The 21,414-nt window shown below is 49.9% G+C and carries 17 protein-coding genes and 1 tRNA gene; 2 read left to right on the plus strand and 16 right to left on the minus strand.

Translation table 11 applies throughout. From position 1 onward, the window contains the following. Positions 1-38: 38 nt before the first annotated feature. The 8 genes from LKD71_RS06030 to LKD71_RS06065 form a co-directional block, all read right to left on the minus strand. Positions 39-821: a TrmH family RNA methyltransferase gene (locus LKD71_RS06030; RefSeq protein ID WP_227614728.1), complete on the minus strand. Its 783-nt coding sequence runs from the start codon at positions 819-821 to the stop codon at positions 39-41. Next, positions 818-1,792 (minus strand): 6-phosphofructokinase, encoded by a 975-nt coding sequence (gene pfkA, locus LKD71_RS06035; RefSeq protein ID WP_178046536.1) that lies wholly within the window; start codon positions 1,790-1,792, stop codon positions 818-820. The genes LKD71_RS06030 and pfkA overlap by 4 nt, the downstream gene beginning before the upstream one ends. 75 nt (positions 1,793-1,867) lie before the next feature. After that, a complete protein-coding gene (locus LKD71_RS06040; protein WP_178046537.1) occupies positions 1,868-5,350 on the minus strand; it encodes a DNA polymerase III subunit alpha in 3,483 nt (1,160 codons plus the stop codon). A 16-nt stretch (positions 5,351-5,366) separates the two neighbouring features. Further along, positions 5,367-6,275: a CPBP family intramembrane glutamic endopeptidase gene (locus LKD71_RS06045; RefSeq protein WP_227614729.1), complete on the minus strand. Its 909-nt coding sequence runs from the start codon at positions 6,273-6,275 to the stop codon at positions 5,367-5,369. After that, entirely contained in the window at positions 6,268-6,864 is a 597-nt protein-coding gene (locus LKD71_RS06050) for a class I SAM-dependent methyltransferase (RefSeq protein WP_227614730.1), read from the minus strand. The genes LKD71_RS06045 and LKD71_RS06050 overlap by 8 nt, the downstream gene beginning before the upstream one ends. Positions 6,865-6,975: 111 nt before the next feature. After that, positions 6,976-7,809, minus strand: a complete 834-nt coding sequence (locus LKD71_RS06055) for a CvfB family protein (RefSeq protein ID WP_227614731.1) — start codon at positions 7,807-7,809, stop codon at positions 6,976-6,978. 27 nt (positions 7,810-7,836) lie between these two features. Continuing rightward, positions 7,837-8,547, minus strand: coding sequence for an acyl-[acyl-carrier-protein] thioesterase (locus LKD71_RS06060; RefSeq protein ID WP_178046541.1), 711 nt, complete (start codon positions 8,545-8,547; stop codon positions 7,837-7,839). Between the two features lie 328 nt (positions 8,548-8,875). Further along, a tRNA-Gln gene (locus LKD71_RS06065) sits at positions 8,876-8,947 on the minus strand. A gap of 407 nt (positions 8,948-9,354) precedes the next feature. Here LKD71_RS06065 and LKD71_RS06070 point away from each other — a divergent pair. Continuing rightward, on the plus strand, positions 9,355-10,524 hold the full coding sequence (locus LKD71_RS06070) for a cation diffusion facilitator family transporter (protein ID WP_227614732.1): 1,170 nt from the start codon (positions 9,355-9,357) through the stop codon (positions 10,522-10,524). A gap of 94 nt (positions 10,525-10,618) precedes the next feature. Next, positions 10,619-12,085: a nicotinate phosphoribosyltransferase gene (locus LKD71_RS06075; RefSeq protein ID WP_227614733.1), complete on the plus strand. Its 1,467-nt coding sequence runs from the start codon at positions 10,619-10,621 to the stop codon at positions 12,083-12,085. Between the two features lie 333 nt (positions 12,086-12,418). Here the strand turns inward: LKD71_RS06075 and LKD71_RS06080 are convergent, their stop codons facing one another. From LKD71_RS06080 to LKD71_RS06115, 8 genes are all read right to left on the minus strand, one after another. After that, positions 12,419-13,015: a class I SAM-dependent methyltransferase gene (locus LKD71_RS06080; RefSeq protein WP_178046544.1), complete on the minus strand. Its 597-nt coding sequence runs from the start codon at positions 13,013-13,015 to the stop codon at positions 12,419-12,421. Between the two features lie 20 nt (positions 13,016-13,035). Continuing rightward, positions 13,036-13,335 carry an acetate and sugar kinases/Hsc70/actin family protein gene (locus LKD71_RS06085; RefSeq protein WP_227614734.1) on the minus strand — a complete coding sequence of 100 codons (300 nt, stop codon included), beginning with the start codon at positions 13,333-13,335 and terminating at the stop codon, positions 13,036-13,038. After that, positions 13,328-15,115 carry a hypothetical protein gene (locus LKD71_RS06090; RefSeq protein ID WP_227614735.1) on the minus strand — a complete coding sequence of 596 codons (1,788 nt, stop codon included), beginning with the start codon at positions 15,113-15,115 and terminating at the stop codon, positions 13,328-13,330. The genes LKD71_RS06085 and LKD71_RS06090 overlap by 8 nt, the downstream gene beginning before the upstream one ends. Before the next feature lie 253 nt (positions 15,116-15,368). Further along, positions 15,369-16,961 (minus strand): hydroxylamine reductase, encoded by a 1,593-nt coding sequence (gene hcp / locus LKD71_RS06095; RefSeq protein WP_227614736.1) that lies wholly within the window; start codon positions 16,959-16,961, stop codon positions 15,369-15,371. 139 nt (positions 16,962-17,100) lie between these two features. Next, on the minus strand, positions 17,101-17,784 hold the full coding sequence (locus LKD71_RS06100; protein ID WP_227614737.1) for an ATP-binding protein: 684 nt from the start codon (positions 17,782-17,784) through the stop codon (positions 17,101-17,103). A gap of 384 nt (positions 17,785-18,168) precedes the next feature. After that, entirely contained in the window at positions 18,169-18,831 is a 663-nt protein-coding gene (locus LKD71_RS06105; RefSeq protein WP_227614738.1) for a Crp/Fnr family transcriptional regulator, read from the minus strand. A 228-nt stretch (positions 18,832-19,059) separates the two neighbouring features. Continuing rightward, the gene (locus LKD71_RS06110; protein WP_227614739.1) at positions 19,060-19,893 is read right to left on the minus strand and encodes an Rpn family recombination-promoting nuclease/putative transposase; all 834 of its coding nucleotides are present in this window, start codon (positions 19,891-19,893) and stop codon (positions 19,060-19,062) included. Between the two features lie 590 nt (positions 19,894-20,483). Next, the gene (locus LKD71_RS06115) at positions 20,484-21,173 is read right to left on the minus strand and encodes an HAD family hydrolase (RefSeq protein WP_227614740.1); all 690 of its coding nucleotides are present in this window, start codon (positions 21,171-21,173) and stop codon (positions 20,484-20,486) included. Positions 21,174-21,414 lie beyond the last annotated feature (241 nt).

Consider the following 21,414-nt stretch of genomic DNA (forward strand, 5'->3'; position numbering starts at 1 on the left):
AAGACAGCTTAAAAGCCATCTTTTCTCTGTATTTCCATTCATCTTTCAATATTTCTTCTCTGCCTCTGCGCTTCATACATCAGCACCGCCGACGCAATCGCCGCGTTCAGAGACTCTACTTTTCCATACATGGGAATGCGGATGTAGGTGTCCGCGAGGTCCGCCAGCTCATCGGTGAGGCCGTTTCCTTCGTTACCGATGAGGAAGGCTGTGCCTTTTGTGTAATTCTGCTCATCGTAGGAGCCGGTGCCTTTTAAATGGGCGGCGTAAGCTGAGATGCCTTTGTTTTTCAGCTTCCGGACCGTCTCACAGATATCCTCCACATAGAGGAAGGGCACCCGGTAGACGGAACCCATCGTGCTGCGGATAGTCTTGGGGTTGAAGATATCTACGGTGTCACGGCTCATGAGGATACCATTGACACCTGCTCCTTCCGCCGTGCGGAGGATAGTGCCTAAGTTTCCCGGATCCTGGATATTTTCCAGAACCATGAAAAAGGGAGCTGGATCATTAAGAAGCTTCTCAAGGCTACTCACCGGCTGGCGCACAACCGCTAGGATTCCCTGGGGGGTCATCGTGTCGGACATGGTCTTGAAAACCCGGTCCTCCACGATCTCGTACTCCCTGCCTTTTAAGACAGAGGCCTCTTCTTTTTTCAAAAATTCCTGGGAAACATAGGTTTTTACGATCCAGTCCGCCGGAGCTTCCCGGAACATCTTGACTCCTTCCACCACAAAAACACCCTGCTCCTTGCGGGCTTTGGACTTTTTCTGAAGCTGAAGGAGATTTTTCACCTGCTGGTTGGATGTGCTGGTGATCATACGGACATCGCCTTAGCGACTCTCAGCCAGTACTCCGGCAGTTCTTTCTGCATAGCCAGTGCCTCGTCGATATCGTAATCCACAAACTCGCCGCCTTTGTAGCCGACTACCCGTTTGGTCTTGCCGTCTGCCAGAAGATCTACGGCGTATGCGCCCATCATTGAAGCGTATACACGGTCTTTACAGGTCGGGCTTCCACCTCGCTGCATGTGACCGAGGATCGTCGCTCTGGTCTCGATTCCGGTGGCTGCCTCAATCCGGCGTGCCATGCTGGTGGAATGACCGATACCCTCAGCGTTGATGATGATGTGGTGCTTTTTGCCGCGTTTCCGGTTGTTGATGATATTGTTGATGAGCTTCTGCTCGTCGTAATCGTACTTTTCAGGAAGAAGAATATCCTCCGCGCCGTTGGCGATACCGCACCAGAGAGCGATATAACCGGCGTTACGTCCCATTACCTCGATAATGCTGCAGCGCTCATGGGAGGTGGAAGTATCACGAACCTTATCGATGGCTTCCATTGCCGTGTTGACTGCGGTATCGAAACCGATGGTATACTCGGTGCAGGCGATATCCAGGTCGATAGTTCCCGGAACACCGATGGTGTTGACGCCGAGAGCAGCCAGTTTCTGTGCTCCTGCGAAGGAACCGTCGCCACCGATAACTACCAGTCCCTCAATTCCGTTTTCACGGCAGACCTTTGCAGCCTGTGCCTGGCCTTCCGGTGTACGCATCTCCGCACAGCGGGCGGTGTAAAGCATCGTACCTCCGCGGGAAATCGTATCAGAAACAGATCTTGCTGTCAGATCCTCGATCTCGCCGTTGATCAGACCATTGTATCCTTTATAAATGCCTTTTACATTCAGACCTTTTGCAATACCACTGCGGACAACCGCACGGATGGCAGCGTTCATGCCAGGTGCATCGCCGCCGCTTGTAAGAACTCCGATCGTTTTAATCGCATTTGCCATGATTGAACCCTCCAAAAATAAATGGTGTTTTATTGGCATGAAAACTCTGCCTTTCTTTTGCCTATGGATATTAGTTTAATTCATTTTTCCCAGATTTTCAATAGACTTTTCCACAACTTTCACATTCTGCTGCCCAAAATGCGATGCAATTTCCCGGCAGAGTGCTTCCGTCACCAGGATATCCCAGCTTCCGGCCAGTTTCTTCACCGCTTTCGGGGAACGGATGTATAAAACCACATGATCTTTTCCGTCGGAAGTCCGAAGAATATCATAGAGTTCCCGCTCTCTGGCCTTGAAATCCTCCAGGGTCGCAAACTGGATCCAGAGTTCCTTCGGAACCTCCTCGAAAGCCCAGACACGCTCGCAGACCAGCTTGCTCGGCCGGTCATCCTCGGCGTTGACGTGACCTTTGATGAAGACCTTTTTCTCCTCATCGAGAAGACTCCGGTACTTCTCATAATCCTTCGGGAAAACGATAACCTCCACGGTTCCCACCAGATCCTCCAGTGTCACAAAGGCCATGGGCTTTCCGGTCCGCGTGTACTTGACGGTTTTCGCCGTGATCATACCGCCGATGATTTGCCGGGACTCGTCCTCCACCTGGCTCTTGTTCGTCTCCTCATCGAGCTGGAAATCGCTGGTCAGGGCAGAAATGTTTTTCCGCCACATGGTCTCGTATTTTTCCAGCGGATGGCCGCTGATATAGATGCCCAAAACTTCTTTTTCAAAAGAAAGGAGCTCTTCCTTCTCGTACTCACCCACGTCAGGCAGGTGGACTTCAAACTCCTTTTTCTCCTCTTCGCCCATGAAATCAAAGAGGCTCATCTGACCGGAAAGGCTGTTTTTCCGCTCCTGGGCCACCTGATCCATGAGTGAAGCGTAGATCATCATGAGCTGACGCCGGGTAGCGCCGAGGCCATCCAGAGCTCCCGCCTTGATGAAGTTTTCGATGACACGTTTATTCAGATCCTTGCCAGTCATGCGCTCCACGAAATCTTTGATGGAGCGGAAGGCCCCGTTTTCCCTTCTCTCTTTTAACATGCCCTCGATGAAGGAACGGCCCACGCTCTTGATGGCGGAAAGCCCGTAGCGGATGCCGCCTTTTTCCACGGAAAAGCCTACCTCTCCGGTGTTGACATCCGGCGGGAGAATGGAGATTTTCATCTGACGGCAGGTATAGATATACTCGGAAACTTTTCCCGGGTTATCGATGACCGAGGTCATAAGAGCCGCCATAAACTCCGTGGGATAATAATATTTTAGCCAGGCTGTCTGATAAGATACCACCGCATAGGCCGCCGCATGGGATTTATTGAAGGCATATTTGGCGAAATCAATCATATCGTCGTAAATCTTGTTGGCCGTCTTTTCGTCGATGCCGTTGGCGATACAGCCGGGTACGCCTTCTTCCCTGTTTCCGTAAACGAAATTCTGGCGCTCTTTCTCCATGACGGCCGCTTTCTTCTTTGACATCGCACGGCGCACCAGGTCACTCCGCCCCAGCGTGTAGCCACCCAGCGCCCGGACGATCTGCATAACCTGCTCCTGGTAAACGATACAGCCGTAGGTAGGCTCCAGAATCGGCTGCAGCTGCGGGCAGTCGTAATGGATGTTTTCGGGATTATTTTTTCCCTCAATGTATTTCGGAATAAAATCCATGGGCCCCGGCCGGTACAGGGAGATACCGGCGATCACGTCCTCCAGATTCTGGGGTTTCAGCTCCTTCATGAAGCTTTTCATACCCGCGCTTTCGAGCTGGAACACGCCGTCCGTATGGCCGGTTCCCAGGGAAGCCAGCACTTTTTTATCATCGTAATCGATCGCGTCCATGTCAATGGCCACGCCGGTCTCTCGCTCGATCTCCTTCTGGGCATTCTGGATGACCGTCAGGGTACGAAGCCCCAGGAAATCCATTTTCAGAAGACCCAGCTCCTCCAGAGTCGTCATCGTAAACTGGGTGATGATCGTTCCGTCGTTTGCCCGGGAAAGGGGCACATACTCGTCCACAGCCTTCTGGCTGATGACCACGCCCGCCGCGTGCATGGAGGTATGTCGCGGAAGTCCCTCGAGTCTTTTTGCCATATCGATGAGGTTTTTCACTTCCTCGTCGCTGTTATAGAGCTCCTGAAACTCGGAATTGCCCTTCAGCGCCTTGTCGATCGTGATATTAAGCTCGTTGGGGACCATTTTCGCGATGGCATCCACTCTTGCATAGGGCAGATCCATAACACGGCCCACATCCCGGATCACACCCCGGGCCGCCAGCGTACCGAAAGTGACGATCTGTACCACCTGGTCTTTTCCGTATTTCCGCACCACATAGTCGATGACCTCCTGGCGCCGTTCAAAGCAGAAATCCACGTCGATATCGGGCATGGACACCCGCTCCGGGTTCAGGAAACGCTCAAAGAGCAGGTTATAACGGATCGGGTCCAGTTTCGTGATGCCGAGTGAGTAGGCCACAAGGCTTCCTGCCGCAGACCCTCGTCCCGGCCCTACCATGATATCGTGGTCCCTCGCATAGCGGATGAAATCCCACACAATCAGGAAATAGTCCACATAGCCCATGGTCTTGATGACGGAAAGCTCATATTCCAGGCGCTCGGTGAGCTCCGGCGAAGGGTCGCCGTAATGCTTCACCAGCCCTTCGTGACAGAGCTTGTTCAGATATTCCCAGGAGGTGTACTCCTTCGGAACATCAAATTTCGGCAGCTTGGTCACGCCGAACTCGATCTCCACATGGCAGCGCTGGGCAATTTTCCAGGTGTTTTCCAGAGCCTCCTTCGCGTAAGGAAAGAGGGCCTCCATCTCCTCCGGCGACTTCACATAATACTGGCCGCCCTCGTAGCGCATCCGGTCCTCATCCTGAAGTTTTTTTCCAGTCTGGAGGCAGAGCAGAATATCGTGGGCCGCCGCATCCTCGGCGTAGGTGTAATGGACGTCGTTGGTGGCCACAAGATCGATGCCGAGCTCCTTGCTCATCCGAAGAAGCTGCGGATTCACCATTTTCTGCTCCGGAATGCCATGATCCTGAAGCTCCAGAAAAAAGTTTCCTTTTCCAAAGGTGGTCTCATATTTCTTTGCCGCCCTGCAGGCCTCCTCGTACATGCCCCGGGCCAGATAGCGCTGCACCTCGCCCGCCAGGCAGGCGCTTAAAGCGATAATCCCCTCATGGTAGCGGTTCAGAACCTCCATATCCACCCTCGGCTTATAATAGAAGCCTTCCACGAAGCCCTTGGAAACGATCTTCATGAGGTTACTGTAGCCCGTATTGTTCTCCGCCAGCAGCACCAGATGGTAATACCGATCCTCATCCTTACCAATTTCTCTGTCAAAACGAGAATTAGGTGCCACATACACCTCACAGCCCAGGACAGGGTTAATCCCCGCCGCTTTGGCCGCCCGGTAAAAATCAATGACACCATACATAACGCCGTGATCTGTGATGGCTGCGCTGTCCATGCCCAGCTCCTTGACCCTGGCAACATATTCTTTTATCTTATTCGAGCCGTCCAGGAGACTGTACTCCGTATGGACGTGCAGATGTGTAAATTTCAAACTTTACCTCCCTAGATTATGCCCAAAAATCTCTCCATACCATAAAGCCCAGACAGAGGACAACGCCGATGAGAAAGACCGGCGAAACCTTTTTCTCCCCGGAGCCCTTCCAGTTTTTCTCAAGATAAGCGGTACGGCCGGAATGTTTCACGATCCAGATGTAAACGGCCCCCGCAAGGCAGGTGGAAACCGCCGCAATTACCGCATAGACGCAGAAAGTATTGACCAGCGTTTCCGTCGTCATGCTCTCTGCCACCGCTGCGATGCTCTCCTCTCCGGTGAGGGGCAGAATCTTATCGGAAAGCGCTGTGATGATGACGCTGAAGCCATTGATGAGAAAATGGGCAAACATTCCATAAAAAATACTGCCGGTTCCTTCCAGAAGAAGGGCGAAGGCCACGCCGAGAGCGAAGGCATAGCCGAACTGATTGAAATTCAGATGGAAAAGGCCGAAGACAAGGCCGCTTAAGAGCGCAGCTGTAAGGATTCCTTTTTCCCGGTAATAGCCTGCAAAGACGCCGCGGAACATGAACTCTTCCAGAACAGCCGGAACCACCGCGATGCAGATAAGCTGAAGCGGTACGGAAATGATAGAAAGATCACTCCGGGTCTCCAGCACATAGTTGGTGGAAAACAGCATCGTAAATACGTTCAGGCAGGTCATCAATGGCTCCAGAAGGAGTACAAAGAGAATTGTCATCAGCAGCGTGGAAATCCTAGGCGCCCTGTGAGGAATCAGTTTTCCAATGGAATCCCGTCCGATCAGAAGGCAGAGCAGCACCGGGATAAGATAGACGATCTCCGATGAGATCAGCCGTATAGATACCGGCAGTCCTGTCACAAGTCCTTTTCCAAACAGATAAAAACAGATAATGCAGACTGTCATCGTAAGAAACAGCCCGTTGGCTTTTTTACTATTAGTCATCTTCTTCCCCGCCTTCTTTTTTCACAAGTACATTCAGCCACCGCGGCCGTCCTTCGCGGACATCATCGCTCTGGTAGATCTCAAGAATCTCCAGCTCGTGTTCCAGCTGCAACAGTTTTTTCATCGTTTTTTCCGTGTAATCGCAGTAAAAACGACCGTTCCGGTACTCCTCGCCCTCTCCGTACTGGAAGGACATATAGAGAATACCGCCGGGTTTCAGCGCATCACTGACCTTCTTTAAGATGTGATGCATATCTTTTCTGGCCACATGAAGCAGCGAAGCGGAAGCCCAGATTCCGTCGAAAACCTCCTGAAACTCCATCTCCTCGAAGGTCAGGCAGAGCACATCAAGATCTGTGTAAATCTCTGCGAGACTGCACATTTTCGGTGAACCGTCCATGGGTGTCACATAACAGCCTGCCTCCTCAAGGTACCGGCTGTCACGGCCGGAACCGCAGCCCAAATCCAGAACCTCCGCATTCTCCGGAAGTCTGTCGAGGAACCTTCTCAGATGGTCCGTCATATCAAGATCGATGGTTTCTTCAAAATACTGGCTTCCCTGCCGTTCATAATAGTCTATCGAGTCCACTCTTCTTCTCCTTAAAAAAATATACTTTTATCTGGAAAAAGCTGCCGCGAAGGGATCGGGGCAGCTTTCACTTTTGAATATACTATAAAGCATTTACAGGAAGAAATCAATTCATTTCTTCACAATTTTTCCGTTGGAAATCTCGATTTTTTCCTGCTTTAAGAGGCGGCCTACGGCGCGCTTGAAGGCATTTTTCGTCAGTCCCAGTTCTTCTTTGATAAGCTCGGGATCTGCCTTGTCGGTAAAATCAAAGACTCCGCCTTTTTCTTCCAGTCTTCTCAAGACCTCTTCCGCATCCCGGTTCATCTGCTCCGGAATCCGCTCTCTGGAGCTTAAGTCCAGCTTGCCGTCGGCTTTCACAGCGGTGACGCGTAAAGAAAGGACCTCGCCTACCTGGTAATGCTCTGCGGCCTCCCGCTTCGGAATCAGTCCGGAGTAGCAGTCATCCACGGCCACGAAAGCGCCGAAATTGTTGCTGATCTCGTAGATCCGGCCGTTCACATGATCGCCTTTTTCATAGGGAGATTCTTTTTTTAGATAGTGATACACCTTCATGGTCGCGCAGAGACGGCTGCTCTTGTCGATGTAGAGGGCCACCAGGCACTCGTCCCCCGGTTCCACCTTTCTGGTCTGCTCACGGAAGGGCAGGAGAAGATCTTTCGGCAGGCCCCAGTCAAGAAATGCGCCGATTTTTCCGGTCTCTGCTACTTTCAGAAGGGCAACCTCGCCCAGCTGGATAGCCGGCTCCTCTCTGGTGGCGATGAGACGGTCCTTTGAATCTTTATATAGGAAGACTTCCAGTTGATCGCCTGTCTTCGTTCCCTCCGGAACTTCTTTTTTCGGAAGGAGCACTTCCTCCCCGGCTCCTTCTCCTTCACTTAAATATACCCCAAAATCAACAGTCTTGACCACCGTCAGGCTCTGTCTTTTTCCTAATTCCAGCATAGTACTCTCCTCTTATTCTTTCTGGTTTTACTGTTTCTCCTGAAAAACCACCACGGCGTAGGGCCTTCCCCCTGCGTCTGTCAGCGCCACCGTCAAGCGGCCATCCTCTCTGGCCACTCTGGGGACGATAACGTCGTGAAGCATCGCTGCCTTCTTGTACTCGGTCTGCATTTCCTTCAGCGCAAAACCTTCCGGCAGATATTCTTCTGCCATCTTGATGTACTGGGCATTGTTTACATGGTGGTTGATATCCAGATGGTGCTTCGCCACCTGGAAAGATTCCCGTTCTTCTGTTTCTTCCGGCATACGGATCTTCCGGTCCGCATATTCCATAGGAAACTTCTCTTCTATCCGGAAGCACGCTTCCTGTTCCTGATCCACCTTCACCGGTCTGCCCGTCTCCGTATCCATGTAAATCCAGATAGAATTGGCATAAACCAGACATTCGCCGTCTTCCCCTGTCATCGTGAAATTTCGATAGCCGAAAAAGCCATGGAAATCGTAGGGCCAGGTGCTGATGGTCACTTTCTCGCCCAGCTTCGGGAACCGTACCGGAACGATCTGCCAGGAGGATAAGATCCAGGCACGCTTCATGGCGCTCAGGCGGGCAATGTTCATGCCCACAGCCTCGGAATGGAAGGTGCTGCAGTCCTGGAAGTAATCGATGACGGAACCAAGAGTGAGGTTGAGGTGCGTGTCCACTTCGCTGAAGCGGATGCGGCTGGTGAATGAATACATGGTGGGGTGCCTCCTGTAGGTGAGTTGGATTCCCGGAGGGGCTGTGCGGCAGAGCCGCAAGCGGCCTGGCTGGCGGGAAGTGGATTCCCGGTATAGCTGTGCAGCTAACGCTGCAAGCGCTTGGCTGCGGAAGGGTGGCTTCTCACTACTCCGCCGGGTATATAAGCTCAAAAGCTTCGCTTTTTTGCTTTGCGGCATTCGCCGCATACAGAAATAAGCAGATGACCCGGAGTGTGAGCAAGCTCCCATCCGGGTCAACCGCTTATTTCTGTGCCCGGCTCATTGCTAGATAAAAAAAAGGATTGCCTTTTTCCAAGACAATCCTTAACTGGGCTACAAGGATTCGAACCTTGAAATGACGGAGTCAGAGTCCGTTGCCTTACCGTTTGGCGATAGCCCATCGTGACACTTTCGTGTGTTGCTTTTCTTTGTTGCTCTGTCGTGTCCCTCACAACACAATGAATTATATACCACGTTTCCGGATTCGTCAACCCCTTTTTTGAAATTTTTTTAAAAATTTTTCCAATTTATTTTTCGTTGTCCGGAAACCCGCATAAAACCGGGCTTTTTCAGTGTTTTTGATTTTTAAATTTTTCGGATTTTCCGGTTTTTCAGGTCATTTCCTTGAAAAGCCCTTTGTAGATGCTTTTAAACTTTTGACCCTGACATTGCAGATTTGGCTAGCCAAACCCCTCTTCCCTGAGTATAATGGAAGGGAAACAACGTTATCAAAATGTCTGCTTGCTGCGGCATTTTCCGGGAGCAGATATTTTCTGCTCCCCTTCTTACTCTTAGGGGGAGATACTTATGACTAACTTTCTGGTCAAACATTTTGTACGGAACTACCAGAACACCGAGGATCTGGAAGTCCGTACCGCTTACGGCATCCTGGCCGGGGTTGTGGGAATCATCTGCAACCTGTTTCTCTTCGCTGTGAAGTTCATTTCAGGAAGCCTGCTCCACAGCGTGGCCGTCACCGCTGACGCCTTCAACAACTTTTCCGACGCCGGTTCTTCGATTATCAGTCTCGTGGGCGTCAAGATGGCAGAAAAGCCAGCCGACCGGGATCATCCTTTCGGCCACGGGCGGATCGAGTACATCGCGGCCCTGATCGTCGCCTTCCTAGTTCTGGATGTGGGCTTTGGCTTTTTCAAGGATTCCTTTGAAAAAATCCTGCATCCCGAAGAGCTGACTTTCCATGCCGTTTCTGTGGTGATTCTGATTCTTTCCATCGGCGTCAAATTCTGGATGAGCTGTTTTAACCGTTCCCTTGGAAAAAAGATTGATTCCAAGATCATGATGGCCACCGCCGCTGACGCCATGGGCGATATGATCACCACTTCCGTCACGATCCTGTCCATCCTGATCTTCCACTTCTTCCATTTGAATGTGGACGGTCTCATCGGCCTTATCGTGGCTGCCATCGTCATATGGGCAGGTGTCGGCATCGCCAGAGATACGCTTTCCCCGCTGATCGGAGCTCCGGCTGATCCGGAAACCTGCGCGGCCATCACAAAAATGGTGGAAAGCTACGACGGCATCATGGGAACCCACGACCTCATCGTACACAACTACGGACCCGGCCGGAGCATCGCTTCCATTCACGCGGAGGTGCCGCAGGATGCGGATATCCGCGCTTCCCATGAGATCATCGACAAAGCCGAGCGAGAAGTCAGCCAGAAGCTGAACATTCTCCTGGTCATCCATATGGATCCTATCGAAACCCACGACAAACGGGTGCTCGCGGTCCGCTCCCAGGTCGATGAGGCGGTCCATTCCGTTGATCCGGAGCTTTCTTTCCACGATTTCCGCATGATTGACGGAAAAAATCAGATCAATCTCATTTTTGACCTGCTGATTCCGGACAAGATCAAAGACCCGAATGAGATCAAAAATCAGGTCGTCAAGGCCCTGAAGAAAAAAGATCAACGTTACAATTGCATCATTACGGTGGATACGGATTTTATTTCCCGCTGACGGGCATATTTTTTATGTCTGCCCTGCTGTTGTTCTACAAGCAGCTTTCCTGATGGAGCGCTGTCTATTATATAGAAAAAAGAGGTAAATCACTATGAGCACAATGAATCTGACACTGCTGACTGATTTCTACGAGTTGACGATGATGCAGGGGTATTTCAAATCCCAGAACAATGAAAAAGTCGTCTTCGATGCTTTTTACCGTAAAAACCCCTGTGACGGCGGTTATGCCATCGCGGCAGGCCTCGATCAGGTCATCGATTACATCAAAAATCTCCGTTTTTCCAAGGAGGATGTGGAATATCTCCGCGGTCTTAAAGTTTTTGATGAGGATTTCCTGGAGTACCTGGAAAGCTTTCATTTCACCGGCGATATCTACGCCATCCCGGAAGGCACCATTGTCTTCCCCAGGGAGCCGCTGATCAAGGTCGTCGCTCCTATCATGGAGGCCCAGCTCGTGGAGACCGCTATTCTGACGATCCTCAACCATCAGAGCCTTATCGCCACCAAGGCAGCCAGAGTTGTTTACGCAGCAAAGGGTGACGGCATCATGGAGTTTGGTCTTCGCCGCGCCCAGGGCCCGGATGCAGGTGTTTACGGTGCCCGTGCCGCTGTCATCGGCGGCTGTGTCGGCACCTCCAACGTGCTCTGCGGCCAGCTTTTTGACGTGCCGGTAAAGGGAACCCACGCCCACAGCTGGATCATGAGTTTCCCGGATGAGTATACCGCTTTCAAAACCTATGCGGATCTTTATCCCAATGCCTGCTGCCTCCTGGTAGACACCTACGATACGCTGAAATCCGGCGTTCCCAATGCCATCCGCGTTTTCAGGGAGATGCGTGAGGCCGGTATTCCTCTGAAAAATTATGGCATCCGTCTGGACAGCGGCGACCTGGCCTACATGTCCAAGCAGGCGAGAAAGCTTCTCGACGCTGCCGGTTTTGAGGATGCTTACATCTCCGCTTCCAGTGATCTGGACGAATACCTCATCGACAGCCTGAAAACCCAGGGAGCCAAGATCAGCTCCTGGGGTGTCGGAACCAACCTCATCACCAGCAAGGACTGCCCGGCTTTCGGCGGTGTATACAAGCTGGCTGCCGTTCAGGACGCTGAGACCGGCGAATTTATCCCGAAGATCAAGCTTTCCGAGAACACCGAGAAGATCACGAACCCGGGCAACAAGACCATCTACCGGATCTACGACCGCCAGACCGGCAAGATCCGCGCCGATCTCATCTGCCTGGCTGACGAGACCTTCGATGATAAGAAGGATATGATCATCTTCGATCCTCTGGAGACCTGGAAAAAGACAAAGATCCACGCCAACACCTATACCTTGAGAGAACTTCTTGTTCCTGTATTCAAGGGCGGCGAGTGTGTATACACGTCTCCTTCCGTTATGGAAATCCGTGATATCTGCACGAAGGAGAAGGACACCCTCTGGGATGAGACCAAACGTCTCGTGAACCCGCATGAGGTTTATGTGGACCTTTCTGATAAGCTTTATAAGATTAAATCGGAGCTGCTGGAGAAGATGGGCAGAGAGGCGTTGGAATACTAATTTAATAAAGATATATGAAAGCCCGGAGTGTATACCGTGTATACATGGCCCGGGCTTTTGGTATATATGATTATAGGTGGCTTCGAGGACGCACTCCATCCCGATTCCGCCAGGCTTTCAGTTGCGGTGGGGCGAAATTCTAAGGCTTGCGGGAATCTGCTAAAAGCATTCGTGGAAATCCATAACTCGCTTCGCTCAGACAATGGATTTCCGCTCATAACGCAGATTTCCGCGAGCCAAGAATTTCTGCCCCGCCTCCACATGACGCCTGACTGGAATTGGGATGGGGTGCTGGTATACGCCAAGATTAAATACTGTACTATAAAACGTATTCTATATTACTTCAAAAATTAGAATTTTTTCTCTCTCATTATTTCCTCCAAAAAGATCCCTGGTATCGATTTCGTCGTAAAACAGGAGCTGTTCTTCTGTCATCAGACAGCTCAGGTATTCTTCGGACGGATAGTAGAAAAACAGCAGAAGCTCACGAGGATTTTCGTAGTAGGAAGCGTAGATCTGGGCGAGAACTTTCTGAAGGAGTTCCACGGAAAAGGGATTAAAAAAATAGCAGCGATCCACTTCTGTCGATACGGGATAGGTTTCGGCTGCTTTCATTTCAAAGGCAGTCCGGTTCCCTGAAACGGCATGGAGCCTGTTTTCTTCTGCCCCGGAAAAGATCCGTTCATCGTATTCCACACCGATGGAATGGCAGCGAGTCTGGTAGGATAGATAAAAGCAGACTCTCCCTTTCCCGGTGCCATAATCCAAGAGAGTATTTCCTTTTCCGATAAGGCCGCTGTTTGCCAGACGTTCCAGCACGGAATAGGGTGTCGGTTCGTAGGGATAGCGGTACTGGTCTGCGTGGGAATCATCGCGGCCGGTGGTTTTGATTTTTAGCAGTTTGTCCCATTGGGATTCGGTTTCGTTCATAGAGTCACATCTCCTGGGTATTATTCTTTCTGGAAACTATCCTTTTCTGCACAATCGTCTTTGTAATACTGTTCTGCTGTAACACGGAATTTCTCCAACAAAGGAATATAGCTATCAATGACATGGTCCTTTCTTCCCATAATGCCTTTTGCGGCTGAGCCGTAGCGAAGTCCGTCAAGACTTCCCACCTTTCCGCCTGCGATCGTGGGAATATACGGGGTTCCCAGGCCCAAAACTACGGTTTCCAGTTTTTCCGTTTCGTTCCGGTAAGCAGATACCGTAGTATAAGTGCTTCCGAAATCAATTCCTATATTAAACATACCAAACCTCCCTGTCCGTCTCTTCTTTCTTTTTTTCCTCTTTCAAAAACGAAGCCTCTTTTTCAAAAAGAGAAGCCGCCTCTTTCAAAGCATTCTGCGCTTTCTGTTCCATGCTGCCCTGCTCCTTAAGCATGATTCCTGCCCGGTTTAAAATACTGGCAAGGGCCGTCGGATTTTTCTCTGCCATGAGTTCTTTTAAGACCAGATCCAACTTCTCAATGCTGTTTTTCTGAACCGCGATCTCCTCCTGGCCGCTGATCATGTATTGTTTTTCCGTCCGGATGGTCTGCTGAAGGCTGACCAGAACGCCTTTTTTCTGGCTGATATCCATTTGGTAGTCGGTGGCGACGCCCGGTTCCAGAGTTTTCTCCTTCATCCGGCGATAAACCTCCCCGTAAACAGGATCCCTTTCACACTGTTCTTTCAGCTCCTGCCTGCGCTGTGCAAACTCCTGCTCATTTTTCCTGATGGTTTCCTGGCGCTTTTCATGAAGCTTTTCCATCCGGGCCACCATCGCCGTACAGCAGACAATCTCCCGGTGACAGTCGCATTTCATCTGATAGACCTCATTGCTATCATACTGCCCTTCGCTCCGGAAACTGTAATAAAGATAGTCCAAAACGCGCTCTGCCAGCTCCGAAGAGCGGCAGTTTTCTTCCTTGAGCTCTTCCATTTTCTGCAGCATCTCCTGAAGGCCCGGCCGCTCCAGTTTCCGGAAATCACTCCAGGGGCAGACCATGATTTCCGTCACCCGGCCCAGTTTCCAGACAAGCCTCTGTCTTTCCGGCCCGGCGATCTCACGGATTCCCTGCCTTAAACGCCGGACATCCGCAGTCTCCGAAAAAGTGGGATACCAGAGCTTCGCTTCCACCCGGTCCGTCCTTTTCCACTCGGAAAGACTCTCCGCAAAAGCTTCCGGCTGTCCTTTCAGACACTTCCGAAGCTCTCCAAGATTCCGCTGAAACTTTTCCGGAAGACGAAGCCCCTTTGGCGTCTCCAGCTCCGGCTGATGACACCAGGCATAGAGAAATTCTGCTCCCCGCTCCAGCGTCCCAACGGGAAGCTTCTGCCAGCTTCTCTCCGTCAGCCAGAGATACTGCAGCATCCGGTAAAGCTCCTCCCGCTTCATCTGATTCCAGAGATGGAAACCGTCTCCCAGCTCATTTTTCAGCTCTTCATAGAATCGGAAATGACCTTCTGTCGCAAAAACCTTCTTAAATTTTCGGAAAAAGGTCCCGCCAAAGACCTCTTTTCTCTCTGTAAATACCGGAAAGCTCTCGTCTGCCTTCATGGAGCTTACCAGCAGAAAGATACTGTTTTTCACGGTTTCCAGCAGGTTTCTGAGTTCCTCTCCCGCCGTCTGGTCCTGATAAAGCTCCGCAAAAACCTCCGGCTCCATGACAAAGGCCATGGATAAGCCGCCCTGATTTTTCAGCATGGAAAAAATCCTTCCCGTCACTTCCTCCGGACTGTTGTGCCTGCAGAAAACACGCTTTCCCTCCGTCTCCCGCGGAACTGACTTTTTCGTAAAAAACCAGCCGCCGGACGGAGCCTGATAGCAGTAGGCGTCCGCAGAGGCCGGATTTCCCATAATCACCCGATAGCCGCCTTTTCCAGTCAGCTGTTTTTCTATAAAATAAATGCCCTGATACCCTGCCTTTCTCAGACAGTAATCGATATACTGTTCTCTGTCCAGCCGTACCAGGCTATCCGTATAATGTTCATCCTCATCCGCAAACAGCAGATGGATCTGCTCCGCAGCTGCACGGAATCCTCCCATTTCCTCACCCTCAGTCTTTTTTCTGAATTACGTCGTTTTCTTTCACAAATTTTTGTTTAATTTGCAAATATTTTCTTTTGTTTATTCAACATAAACAGTTTATATTTTTTAATATACCAAAATTTTTCTCTGTATTTTTAATTATACCTACTATAAACACTTTTGAAAACCAAAAATTTATTTTTTTCCTTTTTTGCGAAAAAAAGTCTCCTTGCAGAGATCACGTTTTCTGCAAAGAGACTTTCGTTTTTTATCATTCGCCCAGAATGGCTTTGAGATCCTCTTCCGGAGTGGTGATAGGGGCAATATTAAATTTTTCCACAAGGAAATTCAGTACGTTGGGAGAGATAAAGGCCGGGAGTGTGGGACCCAGACGGATATCTTTGATTCCCAGGTGAAGCAGGGTCAGAAGGATGCAGACCGCTTTCTGCTCGTACCAGCTTAAAATCATGCTCAGGGGTAGGTCGTTGACGCCGCAATCAAAGGCGTCTGCCAGAGCGAGGGCGATCTGAATCGCGGAGTAGGCGTCGTTGCACTGGCCGATATCCATGACTCTCGGAAGGCCTCCGATCGTACCGAGATCTAGGTCGTTGAAGCGGTATTTGCCGCAGGCCAGGGTCAGGATCACGGTGTCCGGCGGAGTCTGTCTGACAAATTCCGTATAGTAATTCCGGCCCGGACGGCTTCCGTCACAGCCTCCCACCAGGAAGAAATGGCGGATCGCGCCGGATTTCACCGCATCCACGACCGTATCGGCAACGGAAAGGACGGTATTTCTCGCAAAACCGGTCATGACTTTGCTGCCGCCGTTAATTCCGTGAAATTCCCGGTTTTCCCCATAACCGCCGAGCTCCAGAGCTTTCTCGATGACGGGCGTGAAATCCTTGTCCTCGCCGATGTGGCGCATTTCCGGGTAGCCGACCACCTCCGTCGTAAAGACGCGGTCCGCGTAGCTGGCTTTAGGCGGCATGAGACAGTTGGTGGTAAAAAGAATCGGGGCGGGCAGATCGGCGAACTCTTTCTGCTGATTCTGCCAGGCCGTACCGAAGTTGCCTTTAAGCTGTCTGTATTTTTTCAGCTCTGGATAGGCGTGGGCGGGAAGCATCTCCCCGTGGGTATAGATGTTGATGCCTTTTCCTTCGGTCTGCTCTAGAAGAAGCTTGAGATCATAGAGATCATGGCCGGAGATCACGATGAAGGGGCCTTTTTCCACCGTGAGCGTCACCTCCGTGGGTTCGGGATTTCCGAAGGTCTCCGTGTTGGCCTTGTCCAGCATGGCCATACATTTCAGGTTCACCTCGCCCACTTCCAGAACGATGGGCAGAAGCTCATCCATTCCCCAGTCGTCCATGCCTACAGCGAAGAGTGCTTTATATAGGAAGCGATGGATCTCTTCATCCTTATAGCCCAGGACTGCCGCATGGTAAGCGTAGGCCGCCATGCCGCGGATTCCGAAAAGGATCAGGGATTTGAGGGAACGGATATCCTCGTCCGCAGTCCAGAGCTTTTCCATATCGTAGTCGTTGTTTTTGCCGCAGGGGGATGCACAGACAGCGCAATCCGGAATCAGTCGCGCCTTCTCCTCTTCCACTCGGTCGATGAGACGCTGCAGAGCCTCGTTGTCAAAATTTACATTGGTAAGGGTGGCAAAAAGGCCTTCCACCACAATGGCGGCTGTTGAATCCTTCAGGGCCCACTCATTTCCGTCCGTGGATCTTGCCAGGCCGATAAGGGCGCCGGTGAGCTGATCCTGAAGTCTGGCGGTATCTTCTTTTTTCCCACAGACACCTGCTTTTCCGGTACAGCCGCTGCATCCGGCTGTCTGTTCACACTGATAACAAAACATAGTTTTCCTCCTTAAATTTTCTGGTTATTCGAGCGTCGCTATTTTTTTAAACGTTTGGACCTGAGCAATCTTTATTCCTGCGAGCAACGAGCCAATCAGCCATGCTTGCATGGATATTTGACTTGATTGTGGCTCCAAATCATACAATTTCTCCTCGGGGGCTAATTGTTATGATCTTCAGCGGAATATCTTTCCTGCTCTTCTCCAGTGCTTTTTTCACTGCGTTGGTGAGGCCCCCACAACAGGGAACGGTCATGCGGGTCACGGTGATGCTTCGGATGTCGTTGTACCTGAAAATCTCTAGCAGTTTTTTGGAATAGTCCACGTCATCGAGCTTCGGGCAGCCAATGAGGGTCACTTTTCCCCGGATAAAATCTTTGTGGAAGCTTCCGTAGGCGTAGGCCGTACAGTCCGCGGCGATGAGAAGGTCGGCTCCGTCAAAGTAAGGGGCATTGGGCGCTACCAGCTTGATCTGCACCGGGAAATTCGAGAGCTGGCCGGGCATGGACACCTCGGAAATAGGCTCGTCATGCTCGATGGTCTGACAGACCGTACCCGGGCAGCCGCAGGGCAGAGGCTCTTTCTTCGCGGCTTTCGCAGCCAGCACAGCTGCCTCGTCGTAAGCCGGAGCTTCTCTCTCCTCAAAGGAAATGGCGTTCTCCGGACAGGCCGGCAGACAATCGCCCAGGCCGTCGCAGTAGTGCTCGTGGAGCAGCTTGGCTTTGCCGTTTACCATACCGATGGCCCCTTCGTGACAGGCGCTGGCGCAGAGGCCGCAGCCGCTGCATTTTTCTTCGTCGATGGTGATAATTCTTCGGATCATGTGAGGTCTCCTTATAATCTATTTGTTGAAAATCTGCGGGAGCTTTATGAAAAAATGAGTTTACAGATTTTCGCTGTGTCGTTTGGTTCTGAGATGATTATAAGGGAGAAGAAGAATTCATAATGTTGCAGAGGTCACATTTTGGATTGGTTTTTTGTTCCAGAGGCGGCTATCGTTATTTTTCGTTCTGTATGCTATAACGGAAATCTATTGGGCGGCCCCTGGATAAAGTATTATCTTTGGAGGGCTGATTATACAAAAACCATGTGAGAATTTTTGGAGGCTCACATGGTTTTTATGATTCTACTTTTTATATCTGTTAATATATTTTTCTATATTTCTGTGAATATTTAAAGCCTGACTTCTGCTTCTCTTACACCCTTCTTATAAGATCCGGAAACAATTTCGGTCATAATCGATGAGGCCTTCTTTTTTCATCTTTGCCAGCTCTCTTGTGAGGGCGCTCCGGTCAGCACAGAGATATTCTGCCAGCTCCACTCTCCCTAAGGGGCTTTCAAAATAGCGGGAATGCTGGGTTTCAGCCTGGAGTGAAAGGTAGGCGAGGATTTTTTCCCGGAGAGTCTTCTTGGAGATCACCTCGACCTTGCGGATGAGCTCCTGGTTTTTTTCCGCGATAACACGGACCATATTTTCGATCAACCGATGATGAAACACGCAGGCCATATTGCAGCTTCGCATGACACGGTCAAAGGGAAGGAAGAGAATCTCTGCGTCCTCCGAAACCTGAAATGTCACCGTGGAACGGCTGTCGTTCCCGCAGGCGAAGGTCTCTCCGAAAAGCTCATTTTTCCGCATGCGGACCAGAAGCGTCTTATTTCCCCAGAGGTCTTCCTTTATCATATCGACGGCTCCAGAAAGGACGATGCCAATGTGTTTCATATTTTCCTGCTCGAAGGCGATGATCTCGCCTTTGCTGAAAGTGGCGGTGTGATAGGTGATGCAGTCCAGCATGGGGCGACGGTCTTGTTGGGCGATGCCTTCAAAGAGAGGGGTGTCTAAAGATAGTAGCTTGTTTTCCATTTTCATAAAATTGCGTAAACCTTTGCTTTTTGATTTGGATTATAAGGTATTTTTAGCTTTACGTCAAATTTTAGACTGGGAGAGTAAAACTATATGGTAGTTATGGCTAGACACCTCGAGTTGATATTTATTGGTAAATAGATGCTTATGAAAGATAGAATTCTTCCTCTTCTAAATAGAGTAAATTGTGGGATATGTTTTGTCCAGAATGGACATAGATAGGTTAAATGCCAATTACATATGCGCGCGGAAATCTTCCAGAGTGGTGGCTTTTGTTGCAGTGAGAAGCCATGACTTAAGCTTCTGCGGATTTTTTTCTATTTTCATCTGGCTTTTCAGGTCTTCTGGCACAGGGAATTTGGATTCAAGAATTGTAAAAATACTTTCTAAAATACCTTCCTGTTTTTCTTTTTGCAACATCTCTTCCAACAGCATATAACGTTCCTCCATTGCACGACTGCTTTTGATCTTCTCAATGTGACGCTGGACCAGTTTTATGAAGGAGTTTGCCTCTTCTTCGGGAATCGTCTTGCGCCCGGAATTTTTCACATAGTTCAAAAATTCCATAAGCTCGGATGAAATCCCTTCTTCTTTTTCGCCTCTGGTATTCAGGTAAACCGTTACCACTCCGTCTGTGACCGCCTTGCCTGTCTCTTCACAGTATGTACGGGTATAATAGCGGTAAAACCCTTCTCCGAACGGATCAAAATCACAGATAAAAATGACGTAAGTATCCGGCAGATTTTCATAGGATTCTCCGGCAAGCAGAGCATCCATATCCAGCTGTGCGTGATAATATCTGCTTCTTTTGGGCAGATAATCCTGACGGACTACCTGCATTTCTACATTGTATCTCGTATGTTTTTCATCCGCGGCGTAGACGTCGAGGCGTACTCCGTGATATTCGGAATGATAGGCCATTGTCTTCTCGGTCTGTACCTGAACGCTGGCAATCGTGATTTCTAAAGAAAGTTCCAGAAGCTTCCGGCAGATCTCCCGGTCTGTCATAACTGCCGCAAACAAAAACGCATCACGAATCGTCAGATCTTTGAATTTTTTCTTTTCCATTGTTTTCCTTCCTGAAGAGGAAAAATTCTTAATGTAAGTATAAATCATATTTTGTATTTTTACAATATAAAGATGCAAAAAAAATTTATTCGAAGGAACAGGCTCGCCGCCTTTCCCTTCGAGCATCCTTTTCTGCTTAAGTTCAAAAAATAAGGTGCTTACGTCAGACTGGTTGGGTAAGACTATATGGTGGGATGGATATCCAGATATGGATGTATTTGACTTATTTTGGATTTTTAGAATTTACGGTCATGCGTTTACGGGGCTTTCTATGACTTCATTTGAACTTTTCTAATTTGCAGTCATGCATTTTAGGGGTGTTCATTGACTGCATTGGAATTTTGGGAATTTCAGTCAAATATTTTCGAGATTTTATTGACTGCAATTGGAATTCTTATATTTACAGTCAAACATTTCTCAAAATTGCATAACTGCATTTGAGCTTTTTAAGATTTGCGGTCAACTTGGGGCCTTATTTTTAATGACTTATTTGGAAATTTTGCAGTATGCAGTCAATCTAAGCTTATATACAGAAGTTCTCCATTGCACCATTTTAAAAAGCATAACATTCCCGCCTCCTCTTTTCAATTTTATAGTTTTTCCCGGTAAAAATGCTCCTCAATATATGGGATCACCTCGGTAAGATCCTCAAGCTTCGCCTCAATGAGAGGCTCCAGATCCGGGGCTGATTTGAGGATGTCGGGGATCATGATGGGAAGCATGCCTGCATTCAGCGCAGAACGAAGGCCGTTCTGGGAATCCTCGAGAACCAGCGTCTTGCCCGGGTCGGCTCCCAGAGCTGCTCCGGCTTTCTCATAAATTTCCGGGTCCGGCTTGGAACGACGAACCTGATCCCCGCAGATAATCACGGAAAAATCGCCCCAGACACCGCAGCCCTTGAGCTTTTCTCGGGTTCGCTCCTGGCTGGAGGAAGTCGCTACTGCCAGAGCGAAGCCTTCTTTTTTCAGAAAAGTCATCAGCTCCAGCAGGCCTTTTTTCACCGGAACGCCTTCTGCTTCCTGGATTTTCCTGCTCTCTTCCCGGTAAGCCTCCGTAAATTTATCAAAGGGAAACTCCTGTCCATATACGCTTTTGAAATATTCTTCTCTGCCCTTGAGGTTCATGCCCAGAGTGTGATAAATGTTGTGCCCCAGGGGACCATAACCCATTTTTTCCCCGGTAATATCCCAGGAGCGCTGAACTAGCCGTTCTGAATCCAGCATCAGACCGTCCACGTCGAAAATGACCGCCTGAAGAGGACATTTCTTCTGTTGTTCCATGTTATTTCGCCTTTCTGAAAAGCTTAAGAATGTATTCATTATATGATATTTGTAAAGAAGCGTCAAATGGGAAACCTTTTGCAGGCAATCCGTGACAGGAGGCTTTGGGAAAGCCATGGGGGAAAATGATTATGCAAAGGGGCGGCTCGGAGTCGCGAGCCCGCCGCCCCTCTGCACTCCCCACTGGGCCCGCTTAGAAAATAAGGGGCTTACGTCAGGCTGAAACATAGCGATTATATGG

The sequence above is a fragment of the Fusicatenibacter faecihominis genome (assembly GCF_020686945.1).
Classification (GTDB): domain Bacteria; phylum Bacillota; class Clostridia; order Lachnospirales; family Lachnospiraceae; genus Limivivens; species Limivivens faecihominis.

What these genes read in the sequence shown, in the direction of transcription:
- LKD71_RS06110 (WP_227614739.1), bottom strand. Translation starts at nt 19,893, where the DNA reads ATGGAAAAGAAAAAATTCAAAGATCTGACGATTCGTGATGCGTTTTTG.
- LKD71_RS06100 (WP_227614737.1), bottom strand. Translation starts at nt 17,784, where the DNA reads ATGATCCGAAGAATTATCACCATCGACGAAGAAAAATGCAGCGGCTGC.
- LKD71_RS06030 (WP_227614728.1), bottom strand. Translation starts at nt 821, where the DNA reads ATGATCACCAGCACATCCAACCAGCAGGTGAAAAATCTCCTTCAGCTT.
- LKD71_RS06055 (WP_227614731.1), bottom strand. Translation starts at nt 7,809, where the DNA reads ATGCTGGAATTAGGAAAAAGACAGAGCCTGACGGTGGTCAAGACTGTT.
- LKD71_RS06070 (WP_227614732.1), top strand. Translation starts at nt 9,355, where the DNA reads ATGACTAACTTTCTGGTCAAACATTTTGTACGGAACTACCAGAACACC.
- LKD71_RS06075 (WP_227614733.1), top strand. Translation starts at nt 10,619, where the DNA reads ATGAGCACAATGAATCTGACACTGCTGACTGATTTCTACGAGTTGACG.
- pfkA (WP_178046536.1), bottom strand. Translation starts at nt 1,792, where the DNA reads ATGGCAAATGCGATTAAAACGATCGGAGTTCTTACAAGCGGCGGCGAT.
- hcp (WP_227614736.1), bottom strand. Translation starts at nt 16,961, where the DNA reads ATGTTTTGTTATCAGTGTGAACAGACAGCCGGATGCAGCGGCTGTACC.
- LKD71_RS06085 (WP_227614734.1), bottom strand. Translation starts at nt 13,335, where the DNA reads ATGTTTAATATAGGAATTGATTTCGGAAGCACTTATACTACGGTATCT.
- LKD71_RS06045 (WP_227614729.1), bottom strand. Translation starts at nt 6,275, where the DNA reads ATGACTAATAGTAAAAAAGCCAACGGGCTGTTTCTTACGATGACAGTC.
- LKD71_RS06080 (WP_178046544.1), bottom strand. Translation starts at nt 13,015, where the DNA reads ATGAACGAAACCGAATCCCAATGGGACAAACTGCTAAAAATCAAAACC.
- LKD71_RS06090 (WP_227614735.1), bottom strand. Translation starts at nt 15,115, where the DNA reads ATGGGAGGATTCCGTGCAGCTGCGGAGCAGATCCATCTGCTGTTTGCG.
- LKD71_RS06060 (WP_178046541.1), bottom strand. Translation starts at nt 8,547, where the DNA reads ATGTATTCATTCACCAGCCGCATCCGCTTCAGCGAAGTGGACACGCAC.
- LKD71_RS06105 (WP_227614738.1), bottom strand. Translation starts at nt 18,831, where the DNA reads ATGAAAATGGAAAACAAGCTACTATCTTTAGACACCCCTCTCTTTGAA.
- LKD71_RS06115 (WP_227614740.1), bottom strand. Translation starts at nt 21,173, where the DNA reads ATGGAACAACAGAAGAAATGTCCTCTTCAGGCGGTCATTTTCGACGTG.